The organism is Streptomyces sp. CBMA123 (assembly GCF_014596465.1).
In the GTDB taxonomy this organism is placed as follows: Bacteria; Actinomycetota; Actinomycetes; order Streptomycetales; family Streptomycetaceae; genus Kitasatospora.
In genome coordinates this window covers 1-17,072 of record NZ_MECK01000103.1, presented here as the reverse complement: position 1 = coordinate 17,072, position 17,072 = coordinate 1, and the positions used below count along the sequence as shown (strand labels likewise).

General features: G+C 72.4%; 14 protein-coding genes and 1 tRNA gene. 3 read left to right on the top strand and 12 right to left on the bottom strand.

Annotation, left to right across the window (positions count from 1 at the left end; all coding sequences use genetic code 11):
- Positions 1-120: 120 nt before the first annotated feature.
- From shc to BG452_RS14635, 11 genes are all read right to left on the bottom strand, one after another.
- The gene (gene shc, locus BG452_RS14685; protein ID WP_223242217.1) at positions 121-2,202 is read right to left on the bottom strand and encodes a squalene--hopene cyclase; all 2,082 of its coding nucleotides are present in this window, start codon (positions 2,200-2,202) and stop codon (positions 121-123) included.
- Between the two features lie 7 nt (positions 2,203-2,209).
- A complete protein-coding gene (locus BG452_RS14680) occupies positions 2,210-3,298 on the bottom strand; it encodes a polyprenyl synthetase family protein (protein ID WP_188304726.1) in 1,089 nt (362 codons plus the stop codon).
- A gap of 182 nt (positions 3,299-3,480) precedes the next feature.
- Positions 3,481-4,923, bottom strand: coding sequence for a hydroxysqualene dehydroxylase HpnE (gene hpnE / locus BG452_RS14675; protein ID WP_188304725.1), 1,443 nt, complete (start codon positions 4,921-4,923; stop codon positions 3,481-3,483).
- 139 nt (positions 4,924-5,062) lie between these two features.
- Positions 5,063-5,920 (bottom strand): presqualene diphosphate synthase HpnD, encoded by an 858-nt coding sequence (hpnD, locus tag BG452_RS14670; protein WP_188304730.1) that lies wholly within the window; start codon positions 5,918-5,920, stop codon positions 5,063-5,065.
- A gap of 41 nt (positions 5,921-5,961) precedes the next feature.
- Positions 5,962-6,909, bottom strand: coding sequence for a squalene synthase HpnC (gene hpnC / locus BG452_RS14665; RefSeq protein WP_188304724.1), 948 nt, complete (start codon positions 6,907-6,909; stop codon positions 5,962-5,964).
- A 296-nt stretch (positions 6,910-7,205) separates the two neighbouring features.
- A complete protein-coding gene (locus BG452_RS14660; RefSeq protein WP_317621045.1) occupies positions 7,206-8,015 on the bottom strand; it encodes an ABC transporter ATP-binding protein in 810 nt (269 codons plus the stop codon).
- Positions 8,008-8,928: an ABC transporter permease gene (locus BG452_RS14655; RefSeq protein WP_317621044.1), complete on the bottom strand. Its 921-nt coding sequence runs from the start codon at positions 8,926-8,928 to the stop codon at positions 8,008-8,010. Before BG452_RS14655 ends, BG452_RS14660 begins: the two co-directional genes overlap by 8 nt.
- Positions 8,929-9,092: 164 nt before the next feature.
- Positions 9,093-9,938 carry a glycosyltransferase family 2 protein gene (locus tag BG452_RS14650; RefSeq protein ID WP_188304728.1) on the bottom strand — a complete coding sequence of 282 codons (846 nt, stop codon included), beginning with the start codon at positions 9,936-9,938 and terminating at the stop codon, positions 9,093-9,095.
- A 127-nt stretch (positions 9,939-10,065) separates the two neighbouring features.
- Positions 10,066-10,803 (bottom strand): CDP-alcohol phosphatidyltransferase family protein, encoded by a 738-nt coding sequence (locus BG452_RS14645; RefSeq protein WP_188304727.1) that lies wholly within the window; start codon positions 10,801-10,803, stop codon positions 10,066-10,068.
- A gap of 91 nt (positions 10,804-10,894) precedes the next feature.
- On the bottom strand, positions 10,895-11,956 hold the full coding sequence (locus BG452_RS14640; protein WP_188304722.1) for an iron-containing alcohol dehydrogenase family protein: 1,062 nt from the start codon (positions 11,954-11,956) through the stop codon (positions 10,895-10,897).
- Positions 11,944-12,699: a sugar phosphate nucleotidyltransferase gene (locus BG452_RS14635; protein WP_188304721.1), complete on the bottom strand. Its 756-nt coding sequence runs from the start codon at positions 12,697-12,699 to the stop codon at positions 11,944-11,946. Before BG452_RS14635 ends, BG452_RS14640 begins: the two co-directional genes overlap by 13 nt.
- 489 nt (positions 12,700-13,188) lie before the next feature.
- On the opposite strand from BG452_RS14635, the gene idi reads away from it, so the two are divergent.
- Entirely contained in the window at positions 13,189-13,842 is a 654-nt protein-coding gene (gene idi / locus BG452_RS14630; RefSeq protein ID WP_188304720.1) for an isopentenyl-diphosphate Delta-isomerase, read from the top strand.
- A 26-nt stretch (positions 13,843-13,868) separates the two neighbouring features.
- Here the strand turns inward: idi and BG452_RS14625 are convergent, their stop codons facing one another.
- Complete coding sequence (locus BG452_RS14625; protein WP_188304719.1) at positions 13,869-14,444, bottom strand: ATP-binding protein; 576 nt, start codon at positions 14,442-14,444, stop codon at positions 13,869-13,871.
- Positions 14,445-14,879: 435 nt separating this feature from the next.
- Between BG452_RS14625 and BG452_RS14620 the strand changes: the two genes are divergently transcribed.
- Together BG452_RS14620 and BG452_RS14615 are read left to right on the top strand one after the other, a co-directional pair.
- Positions 14,880-14,964, top strand: a tRNA-Leu gene (locus BG452_RS14620).
- A gap of 294 nt (positions 14,965-15,258) precedes the next feature.
- Positions 15,259-16,914: an APC family permease gene (locus BG452_RS14615; RefSeq protein WP_188304718.1), complete on the top strand. Its 1,656-nt coding sequence runs from the start codon at positions 15,259-15,261 to the stop codon at positions 16,912-16,914.
- Positions 16,915-17,072: the final 158 nt, after the last annotated feature.

Below are 17,072 nucleotides of genomic sequence, written 5' to 3'. Positions count from 1 at the left end.
GCCGGCCGACCCGGGTGCGCACCAGCACCGGGGGCCCGCCCGCCGCGCCGCGCCAGTCACCCCCGCGCAGGGCCCACACCTCGGGGCCAAGCGCGCAGAGCACCAGCAGCGGGGCGGTGGTCACCGCGAGGCCCCGATCGCCGGGGTGCCGCCGGGCTTCACCATGCCGGGGCTGCCGTTGAGGTAGCGGCCGAGCGCGGTGACCGGGAAGACCAGCCGGTACAGGTGGTAGTTGATGGAGAAGTCCCACGGGAAGCCGGTGCCGGTGAACTGCGGTTCGTCCCAGGTGCCTTCGGGCAGCTGGGTGCGCACCAGCCACTCCACCCCGCGCTCCACCGCCGGGGTGGCCCGGCCGTCCGGGCCCTCGCCGGCCGCGAGCAGCGCCATCAGCGCCCAGGCGGTCTGCGAGGCGGTGGAGTCGCCGCGCCCGGCCCAGTGCGCCGGGTCGTCGTAGGAGCGCATGTCCTCGCCCCAGCCGCCGTCGGCGTTCTGCCGGTCCTCCAGCCAGCGCACCGCCCGGCGGATCGCCGGGTGCTCGTCCGGGACGCCTGCCGCGACCAGGGCGGGCAGCACCGAGCCGGTGCCGTAGATGTAGTTGGTGCCCCAGCGGCCGAACCAGGAGCCGTCCGCCTCCTGGTTGCGCAGCAGCCACTCGATGCCGCGCCGGGTGCGCGGGTCACGGGCCCGGCCGGTCTCGGCGAGCATCTCCACCACGTGGGCGGTGACGTCCGCGGACGGCGGGTCGACCACCTCGCCGAAGTCGCAGAACGGCAGCTTGTTCGGCAGCAGGCTGGTGTTGTCGACGTCGAAGGCGCCCCAGGCGCCGTTCTTGGACTGCATGCCGAGGTTCCACAGCACGCCGCGGTCCACCGCGGCGTCGACCTTGCCCTGGTCGGGGTGGGCGACCCGGCGCAGCGCCAGCACCACCTCGGCGGTGTCGTCGATGTCGGGGTAGGTGTCGTTCTCGAACTCGAAGGCCCAGCCGCCGGCCGGGAGGCCGGGCCGCTGGACGGACCAGTCGCCCGGCTTGCGGATCTCCTCGCCGAGCATCCAGTCGACGGCGGAGACCAGCGCCGGGTGGTCGGCCGGCAGGCCGGCGTCGACCAGCGCGATGGTGGCCAGGCAGGTGTCCCAGACCGGGGACTGGCAGGCCTCCATCCAGCGCATGCCGTCCTCGGTGTGCACGGTGAAGCGGTCGAAGGAGGAGAGCCCGGCCTTCATCACCGGGTGCTCCAGCTCGTAGCCCTCCAGGTGCAGGGCGATCAGCGAGTAGACGGCCGGCGGCTGGATGCCGCCCCAGCAGCCGTCGGCCTCCTGGCGCTCGACGATCCAGCGGCAGGCCTGGGCGACGGCGAGGCGGCGCAGCGGTCGGACGGCCCGGTGGTGGTAGGCGTGCAGCACCTTGTCCAGGCGCTCGAACAGGCCGTCCCAGCTGGTGGCGGGGGCGAGCGGCCGGTCGGGGTACGGGTGGTCCGGGTCGGTGTGCAGCTCGGTGAGCGCGAAGGGGGCCGGACGGACCGGGCGGTGGGCCGAGACGACGGTCAGCGGGACGATGGTCTGGCGGGCCCAGCAGCCGAAGGCGTAGATGTTCAGCGGCAGCCACTTGGGCAGGAAGATGATCTCGGGCGGCATCTCGGGCAGCCGCTCCCACGGCCACCAGCCGAAGAGCGCGAGCCAGATCCGGGTGAACACCCGGGCGGCCGCGATGCCCCCGGTGGAGCGGACGTAGCGCGCGGCGGCCAGCATGTGCGGGGCGTCGGGGTCGTCGCCGGCGAGCTTGAGGGCGACGTACGCCTCGACGGTGGTGGACAGTTCGGCCGGTCCGCCGTGGAAGGTGGCCCAGGTGCCGTCCTCCCGCTGCTGGGAGCGGATCCACTCGGCGGTGGCCCGGGTCTGCTCCTCCGTCCTGATGCCAAGGAACTGGCGGAGCAGTAAGTCCTCGGCGTCCATGGTGACGTTGGTCTCCAGGTCGCCCTTCCACCAGCCCTCGGAGGACTGCAGCGAGAGCAGGTGGGTGGTGGCGCGCGCGAGGGCCTCGCGCGCGTCGCCGGGCTGCCGGTCCGCCTCACCGACCGGCCGCGGCCGGTCCGTGTCCTCGGGCTGCCACGGCCCCGTGCCCAGCAGGGCCGGGGGGCGGTCGCCCACCGCGACCGGCTCGGAATCGTACTCAGGGTCGAGCCGGCCGTCCGCGGTTGCTGTCAACGTAACGTCACCTCTCTCGTACCACCACGAATTCGGCGAGTGCGACGAAGTGCTCCCGCACCCCGTCGGACATGGGCACCTCGTCCAGGGCGGCGAGGGCAGTCGTGTGCTGGCGGCGGGCCTCCTCCTGGGTCCAGGCTCGACCGCCGGCCTCCTCGATCAGCGCGGCCCGGGCTGCCAGCTCGGGCTCGCTCTCCTCGCCCCGGCCCTTCGGGTCCGCGAGCTGTCCGGCCAGCCGGCGCGAGGCGGCCCCGCCCTCGGCGAGGGCGGCGGCGACCGGCAGGGACTTCTTGCGCTGACGCAGGTCGCCCCAGTGCGGCTTGCCGGTGACCTCGGTCGCGCCCCAGATGCCCAGCAGGTCGTCCACCGCCTGGAAGGCCAGGCCCAGGTGGTGGCCGTAGCGCTGGAGCGCGTCGGAGACCTTGTCGTCGGCCCCGGCCAGGACGGCGCCGATCGCCGAGGCGGCGGCCAGCAGGGCCGCCGTCTTGCCGCCCTCCATCTCCAGGCATTCGGCGACGGTGACGCTGTCGCGCTGTTCGAAGGCGACGTCCATCGCCTGGCCGTCGATCAGCCGGCGGGTCGCCGTGGTGAGCAGCCGGACGGCGCGCGCGGCGTCGGCGGGGCTCGCGCCACCGGTCACCGCGGCGTCGAGCAGTACCTCCGTGCCGAGCGTCGCCAGGGCGTCGCCGACCAGGATCGCCTGGGCCGGTCCGAAGACCGTCCAGGCGGTGGCCCGGTGCCGACGGGTCTCGTCACCGTCCATCAGATCATCATGAAGGAGGGAGAAGTTGTGCACCAGCTCAACCGCCACCCCGCCGGGCACGCCCACCTCGGCCGCCGCACCGGCGGCCTGGGCGGACAGCAGCGCCAGCGCGGGCCGCACGGCCTTGCCGCCGTCGCCCTCCACCGGGGTGCCGTCCCGGTCGATCCAGCCGAAGTGGTACGCCGCGACGGTGTCCATCGGTGCGGCCAGACGGGCGACGGTGGCCCGGAGCGGCGGAGTGCAGAGCGTACGGCTGCGGGCGAGCAGCTCCGGCACCGAGACCGGTTCGGCGTGCGCCGTGCCTCCGACGGCGAAGCCGGTGCGTGACTCCACGTGCGTTCCCTCTCCCTCGTGGTGCCGGACCGCACGGGGCGGCCGGGTGCTGTCGGTGCGGCTGGTGCCAGTGCGAGTGGTGCCAGTGCGAGTGGTGCCGGAGCGAACGGTGTCGGTACGGCCGATGGGGCCGACGGTACGCCCGTCGGCTCTGGCGGGCTCCCCGGCGACGGGACCCGCCGTCACCTCGGCCACCGCCCGTCGGCCCGGTCCACGGGCACCCGGGTGCCGGCGGCGGCGAGCACGGCGTCGGCCGCGGCGTGGCCGCTGCGCACGGCGCCCTCCATGGTCGCGGGCCAGCCGGTGGCGGTCCACGCCCCGGCCAGCAGCACGCCGGGAACGCCGGTCGCGGCCGACGGCCGCAGTGCGGCGCTGCCGGGGGCCCCGTCGAAGGTGGCGGTGCGTTCCCGGGTGACGAAGAAGTCCAGCACCTCGGCGCCGGCGGCGGCCGGGAGCAGCCGGGCCAGCTCGGGCAGGTAGCGGTCGCGCAGTTCGGCGACCGGCAGGTCGATCTCGTCCTGGACGGCGGACTGCGAGAGCGCCAGGTACTGGGCGCCGGGGTGGGCGCGGCCGACCGAGGTGCCGGCCAGGCCGGAGTGGGTGGTGCGGTCGAACACCCACTGGACCGGGCTGCCGAGCGCGGCGAAGAACGGCCGGCGCAACACCTTGCGGTCGTAGACCACGTGCACGTTGAGGATCGGCGTGGTGCCGAGGTCCTCCAGCCGGTGCGGGACGGCCCCCGGCGGCAGCAGGGCGGCCGCGGTGTCCTGGGCGCCGGCCAGCACGACGGTGTCGGCGGTGAGCAGCGTCCCGTCCCCCAGCTGGCCGCCCTCCAGCCGGACGGCGTGCTGGGGTGTGGCCGGCTTGAGTTCCGCGACCCGGGCGCGCAGCAGCACCCGCACGCCGGCGCGTTCCAGCTCCGCGAGCGCCCGGTCGTGGTGGATCACGCCGAGCGGGACGGCGGCGATGCCGATGTCGGAGGCCCCCGGGTCGGAGAGCAGCCCGGTCTTGAACACCATCGCCGCCAGCGCCAGCGACACCTGGTCGGCCCGGGCGTTCAGGGTGGCGACGCCGACCAGGTCCCAGAGCGCGGCCGTGGTGGCGGCGTTCTGCCCGTTGCGGCGCAGCCACTCGCCGAAGGAGAGCCCGTCCAGCGCCGGATCGGCGAGGTCCAGGCCCTTCAGGGCGAGCGCCCCGCGGACCACCCGGGCGCGGTCGGCCGGGGACAGGTGCGGGTACCGGGCGAGGCTGCCGGCCAGGTGCAGCGGGACGGGCAGGCCGGCCCGGCGCAGTCGGCCGAGGGTGCGCACCGGGGCCTGGTCGGGCCCGGTGACGGAGAGCACCGGGACGTCCAGGCGGTCCTGGAGGTGGGTCATCCGGGTGGCGCCGAGGCGCTCCAGCAGACCGCGGTAGGCGGTGCAGCAGCGCAGGAAGACGTGCTGGCCGTTGTCGACGGTCAGCTCGCCGCGCTGGAAGGAGAACGCGAGGCCGCCCAGCCGGGGGCGCCCCTCGGCGAGGGTCACGTCATGGCCGGCCTCGGCCAGTCGCAGTGCCGTGGTGATCCCGGCCAGGCCGCCGCCGACCACGACGGCGGCCGGGCGCGCGGCATCGGCTCGCCCGGTCATCAACCCTCCCCCTCGCACTCGCTGGACCGCCCGGCGGCGATCGCTGTGGCCGGCACTCTCGTGCTCGGCGTCGTGGTCAACACGGCCCCACCCGGATGTGATTCCCCGCTGACACAGCGTGACAGAACCGTGGCGAGAATCAAGAACGCCCCCCGGCGAGCCCGGAAAGCGCGACGTACGCCTTCTCCCAGCCCGGGAGCGAGACCCGGCCGCGCAGCACCGACTCCGGGTCGGCGGCGATCCGGCCGAGCAGCCGGTGGTAGATCCCGGCCATCGCGGCGGTGCAGGCGCGGCTGCGGCGGTCGAGCATCGGCAGCAGCCGCAGGCCCTCCTCGAAGGCGGCCTGGGCGCGGGCGGCCTCGAAGGCCACCAGTCCGGTGAAGTCGGCGCCGACCGGCGGCTTGGGCAGTGCGAAGCCCTGCTCGCAGCCGAACCGGACCAGGTCCTCGGCGGGCAGGTAGGTGCGGCCGGTCAGGGCGTCCTCGCGCAGGTCGCGCAGGATGTTGGTGAGCTGCAGGGCCAGCCCCAGGGTGTCCGCGTACTGCGCCCCGCGCTCGGGGTCGTCGCAGCCGTAGACGCCCAGCGAGAGCCGGCCGATGGCACCGGCCACGCAGCGGCAGTAGACCTTGAGCTCCTCGTACGTCTGGTACTCGGCGCCCTTGAGGTCCATCTCCACGCCGTCGATCAGCTCGTCGAAGCCGCCGAGCGGGATCGGGAAGCGCCGGGCCGCGTCGGCCAGGGCGACCTTGATCGGGTCGGTGTCGTCCTCGGCGACCGCACCGGAGCGGACCTCGTCCACCAGCTCCCGGGTGCGCACCAGCGCCTCGGCCTTGCGGTCGGCCGGGAGGTCGCCGTCGCCGATGTCGTCCACCCGACGGGCCAGCGCGTACAGCGCCGACATGGCCAGCCGCTTGGGCTCGGGCAGCAGGCGGATGCCGTAGCTGAAGTTGCGGGCCTGCAGTCCGGTGACTGCCTCGCAGTACCGGTACGCCGCCATGACCGGGGCCGACGCCAGTGGTGATGCCGCCACTCGGGCGTTCACCTTCCCTTCGCGAAGATGGCCGCCGCCTTCATTGCCAGGCGGCGCTTGTCCGGCTTCGCCTGCCGGGCGAGTACGTCGTACCCGGCGTCCTCGACGGCCGCCAGGGCCGCGTAGCCGCCTGCGGTGAATCCCGCGAGGAGCAGTCGAAGCCTCCCCCGAACCGTACCTACCAATGGTGCGCCGCGGTCGAGCAGGGTGCGGGCCCGCTCGGTCTCGAAGGCGATCAGTTCCCGGACGGCTCCGGTCGCGCGGGGGGCGGCGAGCTCCTCCTCCGAGACGCCGAAGCGTTCGAGGTCCTCGGCGGGGAGGTAGATCCGGCCGCAGGAGAGGTCCTCGGCCACGTCCTGGAGGTGTTCGACCAACTGGAGGGCGGTGCAGATCGCGTCGGAGAGGGCGATCCGCTCGGGGGTGGAGACGCCCGCGATGGCGAGCACCAGGCGGCCGACCGGATCGGCGGAGAGCGTGCAGTAGCCGACCAGGTCCTCATAGGTGGCGTAGCGAGCGGTGGTCTGGTCCACCCGGTTGGCCTCGATCAGACGGCGGAACGACTCGGGGGGCAGGCCGTGCCGGTCGACCACCGGGACGAGGGCGCTCAGCAACGGGTGGCGGGGCTGCTCGGCACCGCCGGAGCGCAGGGCCGTTTCGAACACCCGGTCGAGGTCGCGCTCCAGTCCGTCGAGCAGGGCGAGCCGGAAGGAGACCTCCGCCGGGCTCGGCGGGCCGGACTGGGCCGAAGGGGTGGCGGGGGGCTGCCGATCGACCCCGAGCAGGGCGGCGGTGGCGGCCGGATCGGCCAGGTCACCGTCGCCGGCGTCGTCGACCAGCCGGGCGAAGCCGTAGACGGCCATCAGGTCGTCGCGCCAGGCCGCGGGCAGGAAGAAGGGGGCGACCGGGAAGTTCTCCGCACCCGCCTTCTCCAGGGTCTGTCCCGCGGAGGGGTTCACCGGCGTATCTCTGGGCTGGGCCGAAGCCGACACTGCAGTCACTCCCCCGTTCTACACCGCTCGGTACCACCGGTCCGACTCGGACACGCGTCCGAGCGCGGGCGTCACGCACGGCACACCGCCCCCGCGCCCCCCAGCGTGACACCACGCGCCGCGCGCGAGAAGAGCGCCCCGCCCGGCGCACGGCGGCGCTCACCCCCGCGGCGGCGGGCCACCCGGGGTACCGGCGGCGCGCCGAAGGGCCGGCTCCGGAGTGTTCCGGGGCCGGCCCTTCGGTGCCGGGGCGCTTCGGGGCCCTACGGGCGCTCGCCGCGCTCGTAGCGGCCGACGACCTCGTCGGTCGGGCCGTCCATGACCAGCTCGCCGGCCTCGATCCAGATGGTCCGCTCGCAAACCTCGCGGATCGAGTTGTTGTCGTGGCTGACCAGGAAGACCGTACCGGCGGAGCCGCGCAGCTCGTCGATCCGCTTCTTGCTGCGCTGCTGGAAGGCCTGGTCACCGGTGGCCAGCGCCTCGTCGATCAGCAGCACGTCGTGGGTCTTGGCGGCGGCGATCGAGAAGCGCAGCCGGGCGCCCATGCCGGAGGAGTAGGTGCGCATCGGCAGGGAGATGAAGTCGCCCTTGTCGTTGATCCCGGAGAACTCCACGATGTCCTGGTAGCGCTCCCGCACGTCGGCCGGGGACATCCCCATCGCCAGGCAGCCCAGGACGACGTTGCGCTCGCCGCTGAGCTCGTTCATCAGGGCCGCGTTGACGCCCAGCAGCGAGGGCTGGCCGTTGGTGTAGATGCCGCCCTTCTCGGTCGGCAGCAGGCCCGCGATGGCGGCCAGCATGGTCGACTTGCCGGAGCCGTTGGAGCCGATCAGGCCGACGGCCTCACCCTTGTACGCGGTGAAGCTGATGCCCTTGACCGCGTGCACCTCGCGCACGCCGGAGGCGCGCTTGCGGCTGATGATGCGGCTCAGCGCCGAGGTGGCGCTGCCCTTGCCGGAGCCGGCGCCGTGCACCCGGTAGACGATGTGCACGTCGTCGACGACGACGGTGGGCTCGCGGGCGACCTTGGTGTCCGCCACGGTGTCGCGCTTGCTCAGGTCGGTGTCAGCCACGGCCGTACTCCTCCTCGGCCTTCCAGAAGAAGACGTATCCGATGACGAAGATCCCGACCGCCCAGGCGATGCCGTAGGTCCACTGGTGCGGCGGCAGGGACTGGTGTGCGGGCAGGTGCTTGTTGTAGATGACCGGCGCGAAGGCGTGCCGCAGCAGGTCCATGTAGACCGAGGCCGGGTTGATGTTGCAGATCACCTGGATGTAGCCCGGCCAGTCGTGGACCCGGTCCTGGATGCTGAACATCACGCCGGACAGGAACATCCAGGCCCGCATCACGAACGGGATCAGCTGGGAGATGTCACTGGTCTTGGCACCGATCCGGGCGAAGATCAGCGAGACGCCGGTGTTGAACATCGTCTGCAGGATCAGCGCCGGGATGATCAGCAGCCAGGTCTTGCCCGGGGTGATGCCCGCGGCCAGCACGGTGACGACCAGCACCACCATCGAGATCAGCAGCTGCTGGAGCTGGATCACGGTGAACGCGATCGGCAGGCTGGCGCGCGGGAAGTGCAGCGCGCGGATCAGGCCGAGGTTGTCGGAGATCGCCCGGGTGCCGGCCTGCACCGCGTTCTGGGTGAACTGGAAGACGAAGACGCCGATGCACAGCCAGGCGATGTAGGTGTGCGGCGGGAATCCGTTCTTGCTCTTCAGGATCACGCCGAAGACCAGGTAGAACACGCCGCAGTTGAGCAGCGGGGTCACGACCTGCCAGAGCTGGCCCAGCTTGGCGTCGGTGTACTGGGCCACCAGGCGGGCGGTGGCGAAGGCCCAGATGAAGTGGCGCCGAGCCCAGAGCTGCTTGGTGTAGGCGAACAGTCCGGGCCGGGCACCGCTCACCGACAAGCCGTACTTGTCCGCGAGCTGCTTGGGGGTCAGGCCCGCGTCCGCCCCCCTCGGGGCTGAGAGGCTCACGGATTCACTCACTGTCGACACATTCGTCCTTCGCGCGGGATCGGTCGGGGCGGCCGGTCGGCGGGGGTCCGCCGGCCTTGCGCCGAGGGGGATCCACTGGGATCACGGGGGAGGTTCGGGCCGGTGTGTGGTCACCGGCCGCGGCGATCGATCGCTCGATCCAATCAGATGATCGGAGGTCGGCCCATCCTGGTCAGTCGCCAGACGGTCCGCCATCGCATGGGCCGCCGCGCACCGCAGGGTTCGCGGAAGCCCGCCCGGAATCCGCCCAGCCAGGCCTTCAGCCCCTCCGCGGAGGGGCGTCGGGCCACGGTCAGCAGAAACCAGGTTCCCAGATAGAGAGGCACCAACGGGGCCGGAAGGTTCCGCCTCGCGAGCCAGACCCGGTTACGGGCCACGTTGTGGAAGTAGGCGGCGTGCCGGGCCGGCGAGGTGGCGGGGTGGTGCAGCACCACGTCCGCCCGGTAGTCGATGGCCCAGCCCGCGTCCAGGGCGCGCCACGCGAGGTCGGTCTCCTCGTGGGCGTAGAAGAACTCGGCGGGCAGCTGCCCGGCCTGCTCGAACACCTTGCAGCGCACGGCGCTCGCGCCGCCCAGGAAGGTGGTCACCCGGGAGGAGCGCAGCGGGTCGCTGGCGCGCAGCCGGGGGACGTGCCGGCGCTGGGTGACACCGGTGTCCGGGTCCTCGATCCGGAAGGACACGATGCCCAGCTCCGGGTCGGCGGTGAAGGCCTCGCGCAGCAGACGGGCCGAGTCGGTGCGCGGCAGCAGCCCGTCGTCGTCCAGGAAGAGGACGGCGTCCACCTCCCGGCCGTCCGGCCCGAACAGCTCGATGCCGACATTGCGCCCGCCCGGGATGCCGAGGTTCTCCGGCAGCGCGACGGTGCGCACGCCCGCGGGCAGCGGGGGCAGCTCGACGCCCTGGCCGACCACGGCGAGCTCGACGGCCGGGCCCTCCTGGGCGCGGACCGACTCGATCAGGGCGTTGAGCTCGGCGGGCCGGTTGCCCATGGTGATGATGACGACGCCGAGGCGGAAGTTCTCCGCGATGGTCGAGGTGCTCACGCGCCCACCTCGCTGCGCTCGGCAGGTGCAGTCGCACACGCGCACCTCTTGATCATGGACTCGCTCCGCTCGTTCATCGCAGCCTGCTGGAGAGGACGATGCTCAGCAGGTGCAGCACGGTCTGCAGCATGGCGATCGCCGCCAGCACCACGACCGCGAGCCGGGTGAAGAACAGCCCGCCGTGCACGGCGTCGGCGATCCCGGCCGCCAGGATGAACAGCGAAGCCTCGACCGCGCCGACCAGGCGGTGGAACTTCAGCAGCGAGGCCGCCCGGCGGGCCCTGGCCACCGAGGCCGAGCGCGGCACCGAGGCGCTGTCCTCGACGGCCGTCATGCCGCTGCGGGCGCGGGCCACGTCCACCAGGTCGGTCTCGGACTTGATCAGGATCGCGCCGAGCGCGGCCAGCGTGCCCAGGAAGGCCCACTCCCAGTGGGAGCCGCCGCCCTCGCGGTGCAGCAGGTCGGTGGCGCGCAGCCCGAGGCCGGTCAGCAGGGCCGCCTCGGACATGTAGTGGCCGACCCGGTCCAGGTAGACGCCGGTCAGCGAGGTCTGCCGGCGCCAGCGGGCCACCTCGCCGTCCACGCAGTCCAGCAGCAGGTAGACCTGGATCAGCAGGGCGCCCAGGACCGCGCCGGTGATGCCCGGCACGACCAGCGCGGCGCCGGCCAGGATGCCGGTGAACATCATCAGGTAGGTCAGGCCGTTGGGCGTGATCGCCGTCACGGTCGACAGCACGCGGGTGATCCGCAGCGAGATCTTCCGCATGTACAGACGCCCGGCCCAGTGCTCGGCGCTGCGGCGCTGGAGCATGCCCTCCGGGTGGATCACCGCGCGCAGTTCCTCGATCGAGGGCCGGCGGGTCAGGTCCACCGGGGGCCGCTCGGCGCCCGCGGTGGAGGGGTCAGCTGTTGACGGCTTGGACATAGTCGGCGTACGCGTCCCTGATTGCGGAAGGGGAGAGGTCGAGGTGTTCCAGGATGGTGAAGCGCCCCGGGCGGGTGTTGGGAGCGTAGTGCACCGCTTCGGTGAACTCCGCCTCGGTGAAACCGATCTGAGCCGCGGTCACCGGCAGGCCGTGGCTCGCCAGGCGCTCCACGATCAGACCGGTCAGCTCGCGCTCGCCCCGCAGGAAGCTGGCGAACGCGGCGCCGAGGCCCACCTGTTCGCCGTGCTGGGCGGAACGCTTGGGGTACAGCACGTCCAGGGCGTGCGAGATCTCGTGGCAGGCGCCCGACGAGGGCCGGGTGCTGCCCGCGATGTTCATCGCGATGCCGGACAGTACCAGGGCCTCCGCGAGGGCCGTCAGGAGGTCCTGGTCCTGAGTGCTCCCCGGGTGCCGCAGCAGGTTCTCGCCCGCCGAGCGGGCCATCGCCACGGCCAGTCCGTCCACCGGCTCGCCGGTGACCGCGTGCGACAGCTCCCAGTCCGCGCAGGCCGAGATGTTGGAGATCACGTCGCCCACCCCGGCCGCCACGAAGCGCTGCGGGGCCTGCCGGATCACGTCCAGGTCGACGATGATGCCGATCGGGCTGGGCACCCCGTAGGAGCCCCGGCCGGCGTCGTTGTCGAGGGTGGAGACCGGCGAGCAGATGCCGTCGTGGGCCAGGTTGGTGGCGACCGCGACCACCGGCAGGCCGACCCGGGCGGCGGCGTACTTGGCGGCGTCGATGATCTTGCCGCCACCGAGGCCGACGACCGCGTCGTAGTGCTTGCCGCGCATCTCCTCGGCGAAGCGCACCGCGCTGTCGAGGCTGCCGTCGTCCACGTTGAACCAGTCGGCGCCGGGCAGGGCCGGCTCCAGGCGCTCGCGCATCGCGGCGCCGGAGCCGTTGCTGATCGCCACCGCGATCCGGCCCGAGGCCGACAGCCGCTGGTCCGCCAGGATGCCGCCGAGCGCGTCCAGCGCGCCCGGGCGGATCTCGGCGAACAGCGGCGACGGGACCAGCCGGGTCAGTACTGGCACGCGATCTCCCGCGCCTTCGCCAGGTCGTCGTGGTTGTCGACCTCGACCCAGGACACCTCGCCGATCGGCTGCACGTCGATCCGCAGGCCCCGGTCGACCATCTCCTGGTAGCCGTCCTCGTAGTACAGCTGCGGGTCGCGCTCGTAGGTGGCGCGCAGCGCGTCGGTCAGGTCGGCGGCGGCGGCCGGGTTGATCACGGTGACGCCGATGTACTCGCCGGTCGCCTCGACCGGGTCCATCAGCTTGGTGATGCGGCGCATGCCGGCGACCGGGTCGACGACGACCTTCATCTCCTCGTCGGCGAGCTTCTTCACCGTGTCGAGGGCGAGCAGGATGCCGGGGGCCGTGCCGGACTCGGTGAGGCGCCGGTTGCCCTCCAGCATGGTGCGCTGCACCGAGGCCGGGTGGACGGTGTCGCCGTTGGCCAGCAGCAGGCCCTCGGCGAACAGGTCACGGGCGCACCAGAGCGAGTACGCGTTGTTCCACTCCTCGGCCTTGTCGTTCTCGACCAGGTGGAGCTTGACGCCGTACTTGCTCTCCAGGGCGTCCTTGCGGTCGTACACCGCCTCCTTGCGGTAGCCGACGACGATCGCCGCCTCGCGCAGTCCGACCTCGGCGAAGTTGCCGAGGGTGAGGTCCAGGACGGTCCGCTCCCCGTCGACCGGCACCAGTGCCTTGGGCAGGGTGTCGGTGTACGGGCGCAGCCGGCGGCCGGCGCCGGCTGCCAGAACGAGGCCGATCATGCGGGGTCTCCTGATCCGTCGTGCGTCGTGCGATGCGCGCGGGGATGTGCCGACGGGCCCGACGGCGCTGTCGCCCGCCGGACCGGCGTTCGGCCGGGCCCGGCGGCGGCGCGCCGGACCGGCACAGATCCGGGCAGCGTGTCCTAAGTGATGGTAGGCGACCCGGACGACCCACCCGAACGCGGCCGGAGACGGTGAGGTGACGGCGGAGTGGAGGTGCCGTGATCGAACAGGATGGGAACGGAACCCGAACTGGCCTTCGGGACGAATGACCCTTCCGGGGGCGTCCCGGACCGTTCCCTGCACGGATCGGAACTCCCCCCGGCCATGATCCGCCCGGTTGTGCGTGGGACCCGTCCGGACCGCCACCCATACGGCAGACTGGAGCCCGACGCCGGCGCCGGTGCCCCCGCTGCGTCCCGTGCACCCCACCAGGTGCCCCCCGACGCACCCGATGCTCCCGTTGCTCCCGCTCCCGAAAGAGGCCCCATGCCCCAGAGTCCGCCGACCGACCCGACCCACTTCGCCGCCGAGATCGACACCGGTCTGGACGTGGAGACAGACGTGACGGTCGACCCCCGGGCCTCCGCCGCCGCCCCCGCGGGCGCCGAGATCCTGCTGGAACTGGTCGACGACGAGGGCGTCACCGTCGGCACCGCCGAGAAGCACTGGGCCCACCAGCAGCCGGGCCGGCTGCACCGGGCCTTCTCGGTGTTCCTCTTCGACCGCCAGGGCCGGCTGCTGCTGCAGCGCCGGGCGCTCGGCAAGTACCACTCCCCCGGCGTCTGGTCGAACACCTGCTGCGGGCACCCCTACCCGGACGAGCCGCCGTTCGTCGCCGCCGCCCGGCGCACCGGCGAGGAGCTGGGTGTCGCACCGGCGCTGCTCTGCGAGGCCGGGACGGTCCGCTACGACCTGCCGGACGAGGCCTCCGGGATGATCGAGCGGGAGTGGAACCACCTCTTCGTCGGGCTGGTCACCGCGCCGGTCGAGCCGAACCCGGAGGAGGTCGACGACTTCGCCTTCGTCACCGCCCAGGAACTGCGCGAGCTGCGGGACGAGCGGCCGTTCTCGGTCTGGTTCGAGACCGTCTTCGAGGCGGCGCTGCCGGGGATCCGGGAGATCGCCGGCCGGGACTGGTAGCGGCCGCACCTCCGTGGGGGCCGTCGTCAGCGCCCGGGCTCCGGGGGGACGGGCAGCGAGGCCCAGATGACCTTGCCGCCCTCCCCCGTGTGCTCGACGTCGCACACCCCGCCGGCCTGCAGGGTGACGCTCTTCACCAGCAGCAGGCCGCGCCCGCCGGTCCGGCCGGTGTCGCTCTCCAGGGCCTTCGGCCGGTACGGGTCACCGTCCTCGACCGAGACCCGCACCCAGCCCCGGCGCACCGACAGCTCGGTGGTCACCTCGGGTGACAGCTCGGCCGCGTGCTTCACCGCGTTGCCGACCAGCTCCGAGACGATCAGCAGCACGTCGTCCACCAGCTCCTGGTAGCGCACCCCGGTCATCCCCTGGGCCAGCAGGCGGTCGCGCACCGCGTGGCGGGTGCGCGGCACGGAGGCCTCGACGGCGGGCACCCGGAAGTGCCACACGCCCTCGACGGGACCGCCGGCGGACTGCCGCCCGCCGGCTCGGCTGCCGGGTCTCGACTCGGCCTTCGCCGCCCCGCTGATCTGCTCCACGTCCAGCCGCCCTTCGTCCGCTTCGTCCGCTTCATCCGCGATCCGGGAATCAGGCGATCCGCTCATGGCGCCCTCGGTCCACAGAGGCTAGGAGAGCGGTCGGCGCGGCCGGGGCACCGTCGACAAGTTGCCCGTGTCGGATCACTTCCGACCGGTATCGATCACGGGTTGGGGGCGGAATCGATCGTTTGCTTCGCGCTCACCACCGCTTCGGGCGGGATTCGAGCGCGCTCGCGAGGGGTCCCAGCCAGTCGGGCCGGGCCTGGTGCCCCGGGCCTCGGTCGGGGGCGCGGCGAGGGGCGAGGCCGGGGGCGCGGCGAGGGCGGCGGTGAGGGGCACGGCCGGGGGCGCGGTGAGGGGCACGGCCGGGGGCGCGGTGAGGGGCGAGGCCGGGGGCGTGGTCGGGGGCGAGGAAACGCAGGTGAGAAGCACTCCGGAACCCTGGTAATGTTCTCTCTGTCGCCGAGGGGGCGAGAGAAAATCCCCCGAAGCACACACCCCGTCCGGGTGGCGGAATGGCAGACGCGCTAGCTTGAGGTGCTAGTGCCCTTTATCGGGCGTGGGGGTTCAAGTCCCCCCTCGGACACAGTCGAAATTCCCCGTGGAATCCGAAAGGATCCCACGGGGAATTTGCTTTTCCGGCCCATGGCCGCCTTCCCCTTGATCCACTGCCGGTCGGCGGTGTGGCGTCGGTCTCGTCGAGCGGTCCCGAACGCCCGAAAGCCGGACACGAGATGGCAACGATCGGACGGTTTGAGCTTCCCCTGAGGTTTTCGCCCCATTTCGGACCATAGGCTGCTGGGGTTTGTCCGGAATACCGATGCAAAACCGTAAAAGCACCGACACCATCCGCTGAACCCCGAGCGAGAGGACCGATACGTTGAGTGAGCCCGCTTCGTCGACGGCATCACACCAGAACTACCGCCGATCGCTCGGAACCATCAGCCTGACAGCTGTCGGGCTGGGGTCGATCATCGGTTCCGGCTGGCTGTTCGGTGCCGAGCGGGCGGCCAAGCTGGCCGGCCCCGCCTCGATCCTCGCCTGGGTGATCGGCGCCGCCGTGGCGCTCACCATCGCCCTCACGTACAGCGAGCTGGGATCGATGTTCCCCAAGGCCGGCGGCATGGTCCGGTACGGCCAGTACTCGCACGGCTCGCTGGCCGGCTACCTGGCCGCCTGGGCCAACTGGATCGCCATCGTCTCGGTCATCCCGGGTGAGGCCACCGCGTCCGTCCAGTACATGAGCTCCTGGCACTACGGATGGGCCAAGGCCTTGTACGACGGCAAGGAGCTGAGCGTCAGCGGCGTCGCGCTGGCCAGCGTCCTCCTGCTCGTGTACTTCGCGCTGAACTGGTTCGCGATCACGCTGTTCGCCAAGACCAACACGGCGATCACCGTGTTCAAGGTCGTCGTGCCGACACTCACCGCCGGTGCGCTGCTCTTCGCGCACTTCGACACCTCGCACTTCACCGACCACGGCGGTTTCGCGCCGAACGGCTGGAGCGCGGTGTTCACCGCCGTGGCGACCTCCGGCATCGTCTGGGCGTTCAACGGCTTCCAGTCGCCGCTCAACCTGGCCGGCGAGGCCCGCAACCCCGGCAAGTCGCTGCCCAAGGCCGTGATCAGCTCGATCCTGATCGCCCTCGTGATCTACATCGCGCTGCAGGTCGCCTTCCTCGGCGCCGTGCCGGACGACGGCCTGGCCAACGGCTGGGGCGGCCTCGGCTACACCTCGCCGCTGGCCGACCTCGCGATGGCCTGGGGCCTCAACTGGCTCGCCATGCTGCTGTACGCGGATGCGTTCGTCTCGCCGTCCGGCACCGGCATGATCTACGCCGCCACCACCTCGCGCATGATCCACGGCGTGCAGGAGAACGGCCACCTGCCGAAGATCTTCGGCAAGGTCGACGCCAAGACCGGCATCCCGCGCCCGGCGCTGGTGCTCAACCTCGTGGTCGCCTTCCTGTTCCTCGCGGTCTTCCGTGGCTGGGGCTCGCTGGCCGAGATCGTCTCGGTGGCCACCGTGATCTCCTACATCACCGGCCCGGTCGCCGTGATGGCGCTGCGCCGCCTCGCCCCGGACCTGCCGCGGCCGGTGAAGCTCAAGGCCATGCCGGTGATCGCTCCGATCGCCATGGTGTTCGGCTCGCTGGTGCTGTACTGGGCCAAGTGGCCGCTCACCGGCAAGGTCATCCTGCTGATGGCCGCCGGTCTGCCGATCTGGGCCTGGTACGAGCTGCGCAAGCCGTTCGCCGAGCTGAAGCCGCACCTGAAGGCGGGCGCCTGGATGGTCGCCTACCTGTTCGTGATGGCTGGGATCTCCTGGGCCGGTAGTGCCGACTTCGGCGGGCACGGCTACCTGCCGGAGGGCTGGGACCTGCTGATCGTGGCCGCGATCGGTCTGGCGTTCTACTACTGGGGCGTCGCCAGTTCCTGGGCCAACCCCTCGCTGGCCGCGGTGCGCCGCGAGCTGGAGGTCGAGGCGGCGGCGGAGGCCGCTGGGGCCACCGGGGACGCGGAGCCTTCGCGGGTCTGAGCGGGTACGTGCTTCGAAGGGCCGGTCGGGTTCTTGGGTTCTAGGAGTCGTTGCAACACCCCAGTTCAGGGGATGCATTGGACTTCGAGATCCGCAAGGACCGGACAGCTCAGGGGCCTGTGAGGTTGAGCCGGGAACGGGCGGCATACTCCCGGCTC

Bases quoted from the DNA above. Each gene is read 5' to 3' on its own strand.
- hpnE (WP_188304725.1), bottom strand. From the start codon at position 4,923: ATGACCGGGCGAGCCGATGCCGCGCGCCCGGCCGCCGTCGTGGTCGGC.
- hpnD (WP_188304730.1), bottom strand. From the start codon at position 5,920: ATGGCGGCGTACCGGTACTGCGAGGCAGTCACCGGACTGCAGGCCCGC.
- BG452_RS14650 (WP_188304728.1), bottom strand. From the start codon at position 9,938: ATGGGCAACCGGCCCGCCGAGCTCAACGCCCTGATCGAGTCGGTCCGC.
- BG452_RS14645 (WP_188304727.1), bottom strand. From the start codon at position 10,803: ATGCTCCAGCGCCGCAGCGCCGAGCACTGGGCCGGGCGTCTGTACATG.
- BG452_RS14635 (WP_188304721.1), bottom strand. From the start codon at position 12,699: ATGATCGGCCTCGTTCTGGCAGCCGGCGCCGGCCGCCGGCTGCGCCCG.
- idi (WP_188304720.1), top strand. From the start codon at position 13,189: ATGCCCCAGAGTCCGCCGACCGACCCGACCCACTTCGCCGCCGAGATC.
- BG452_RS14625 (WP_188304719.1), bottom strand. From the start codon at position 14,444: ATGAGCGGATCGCCTGATTCCCGGATCGCGGATGAAGCGGACGAAGCG.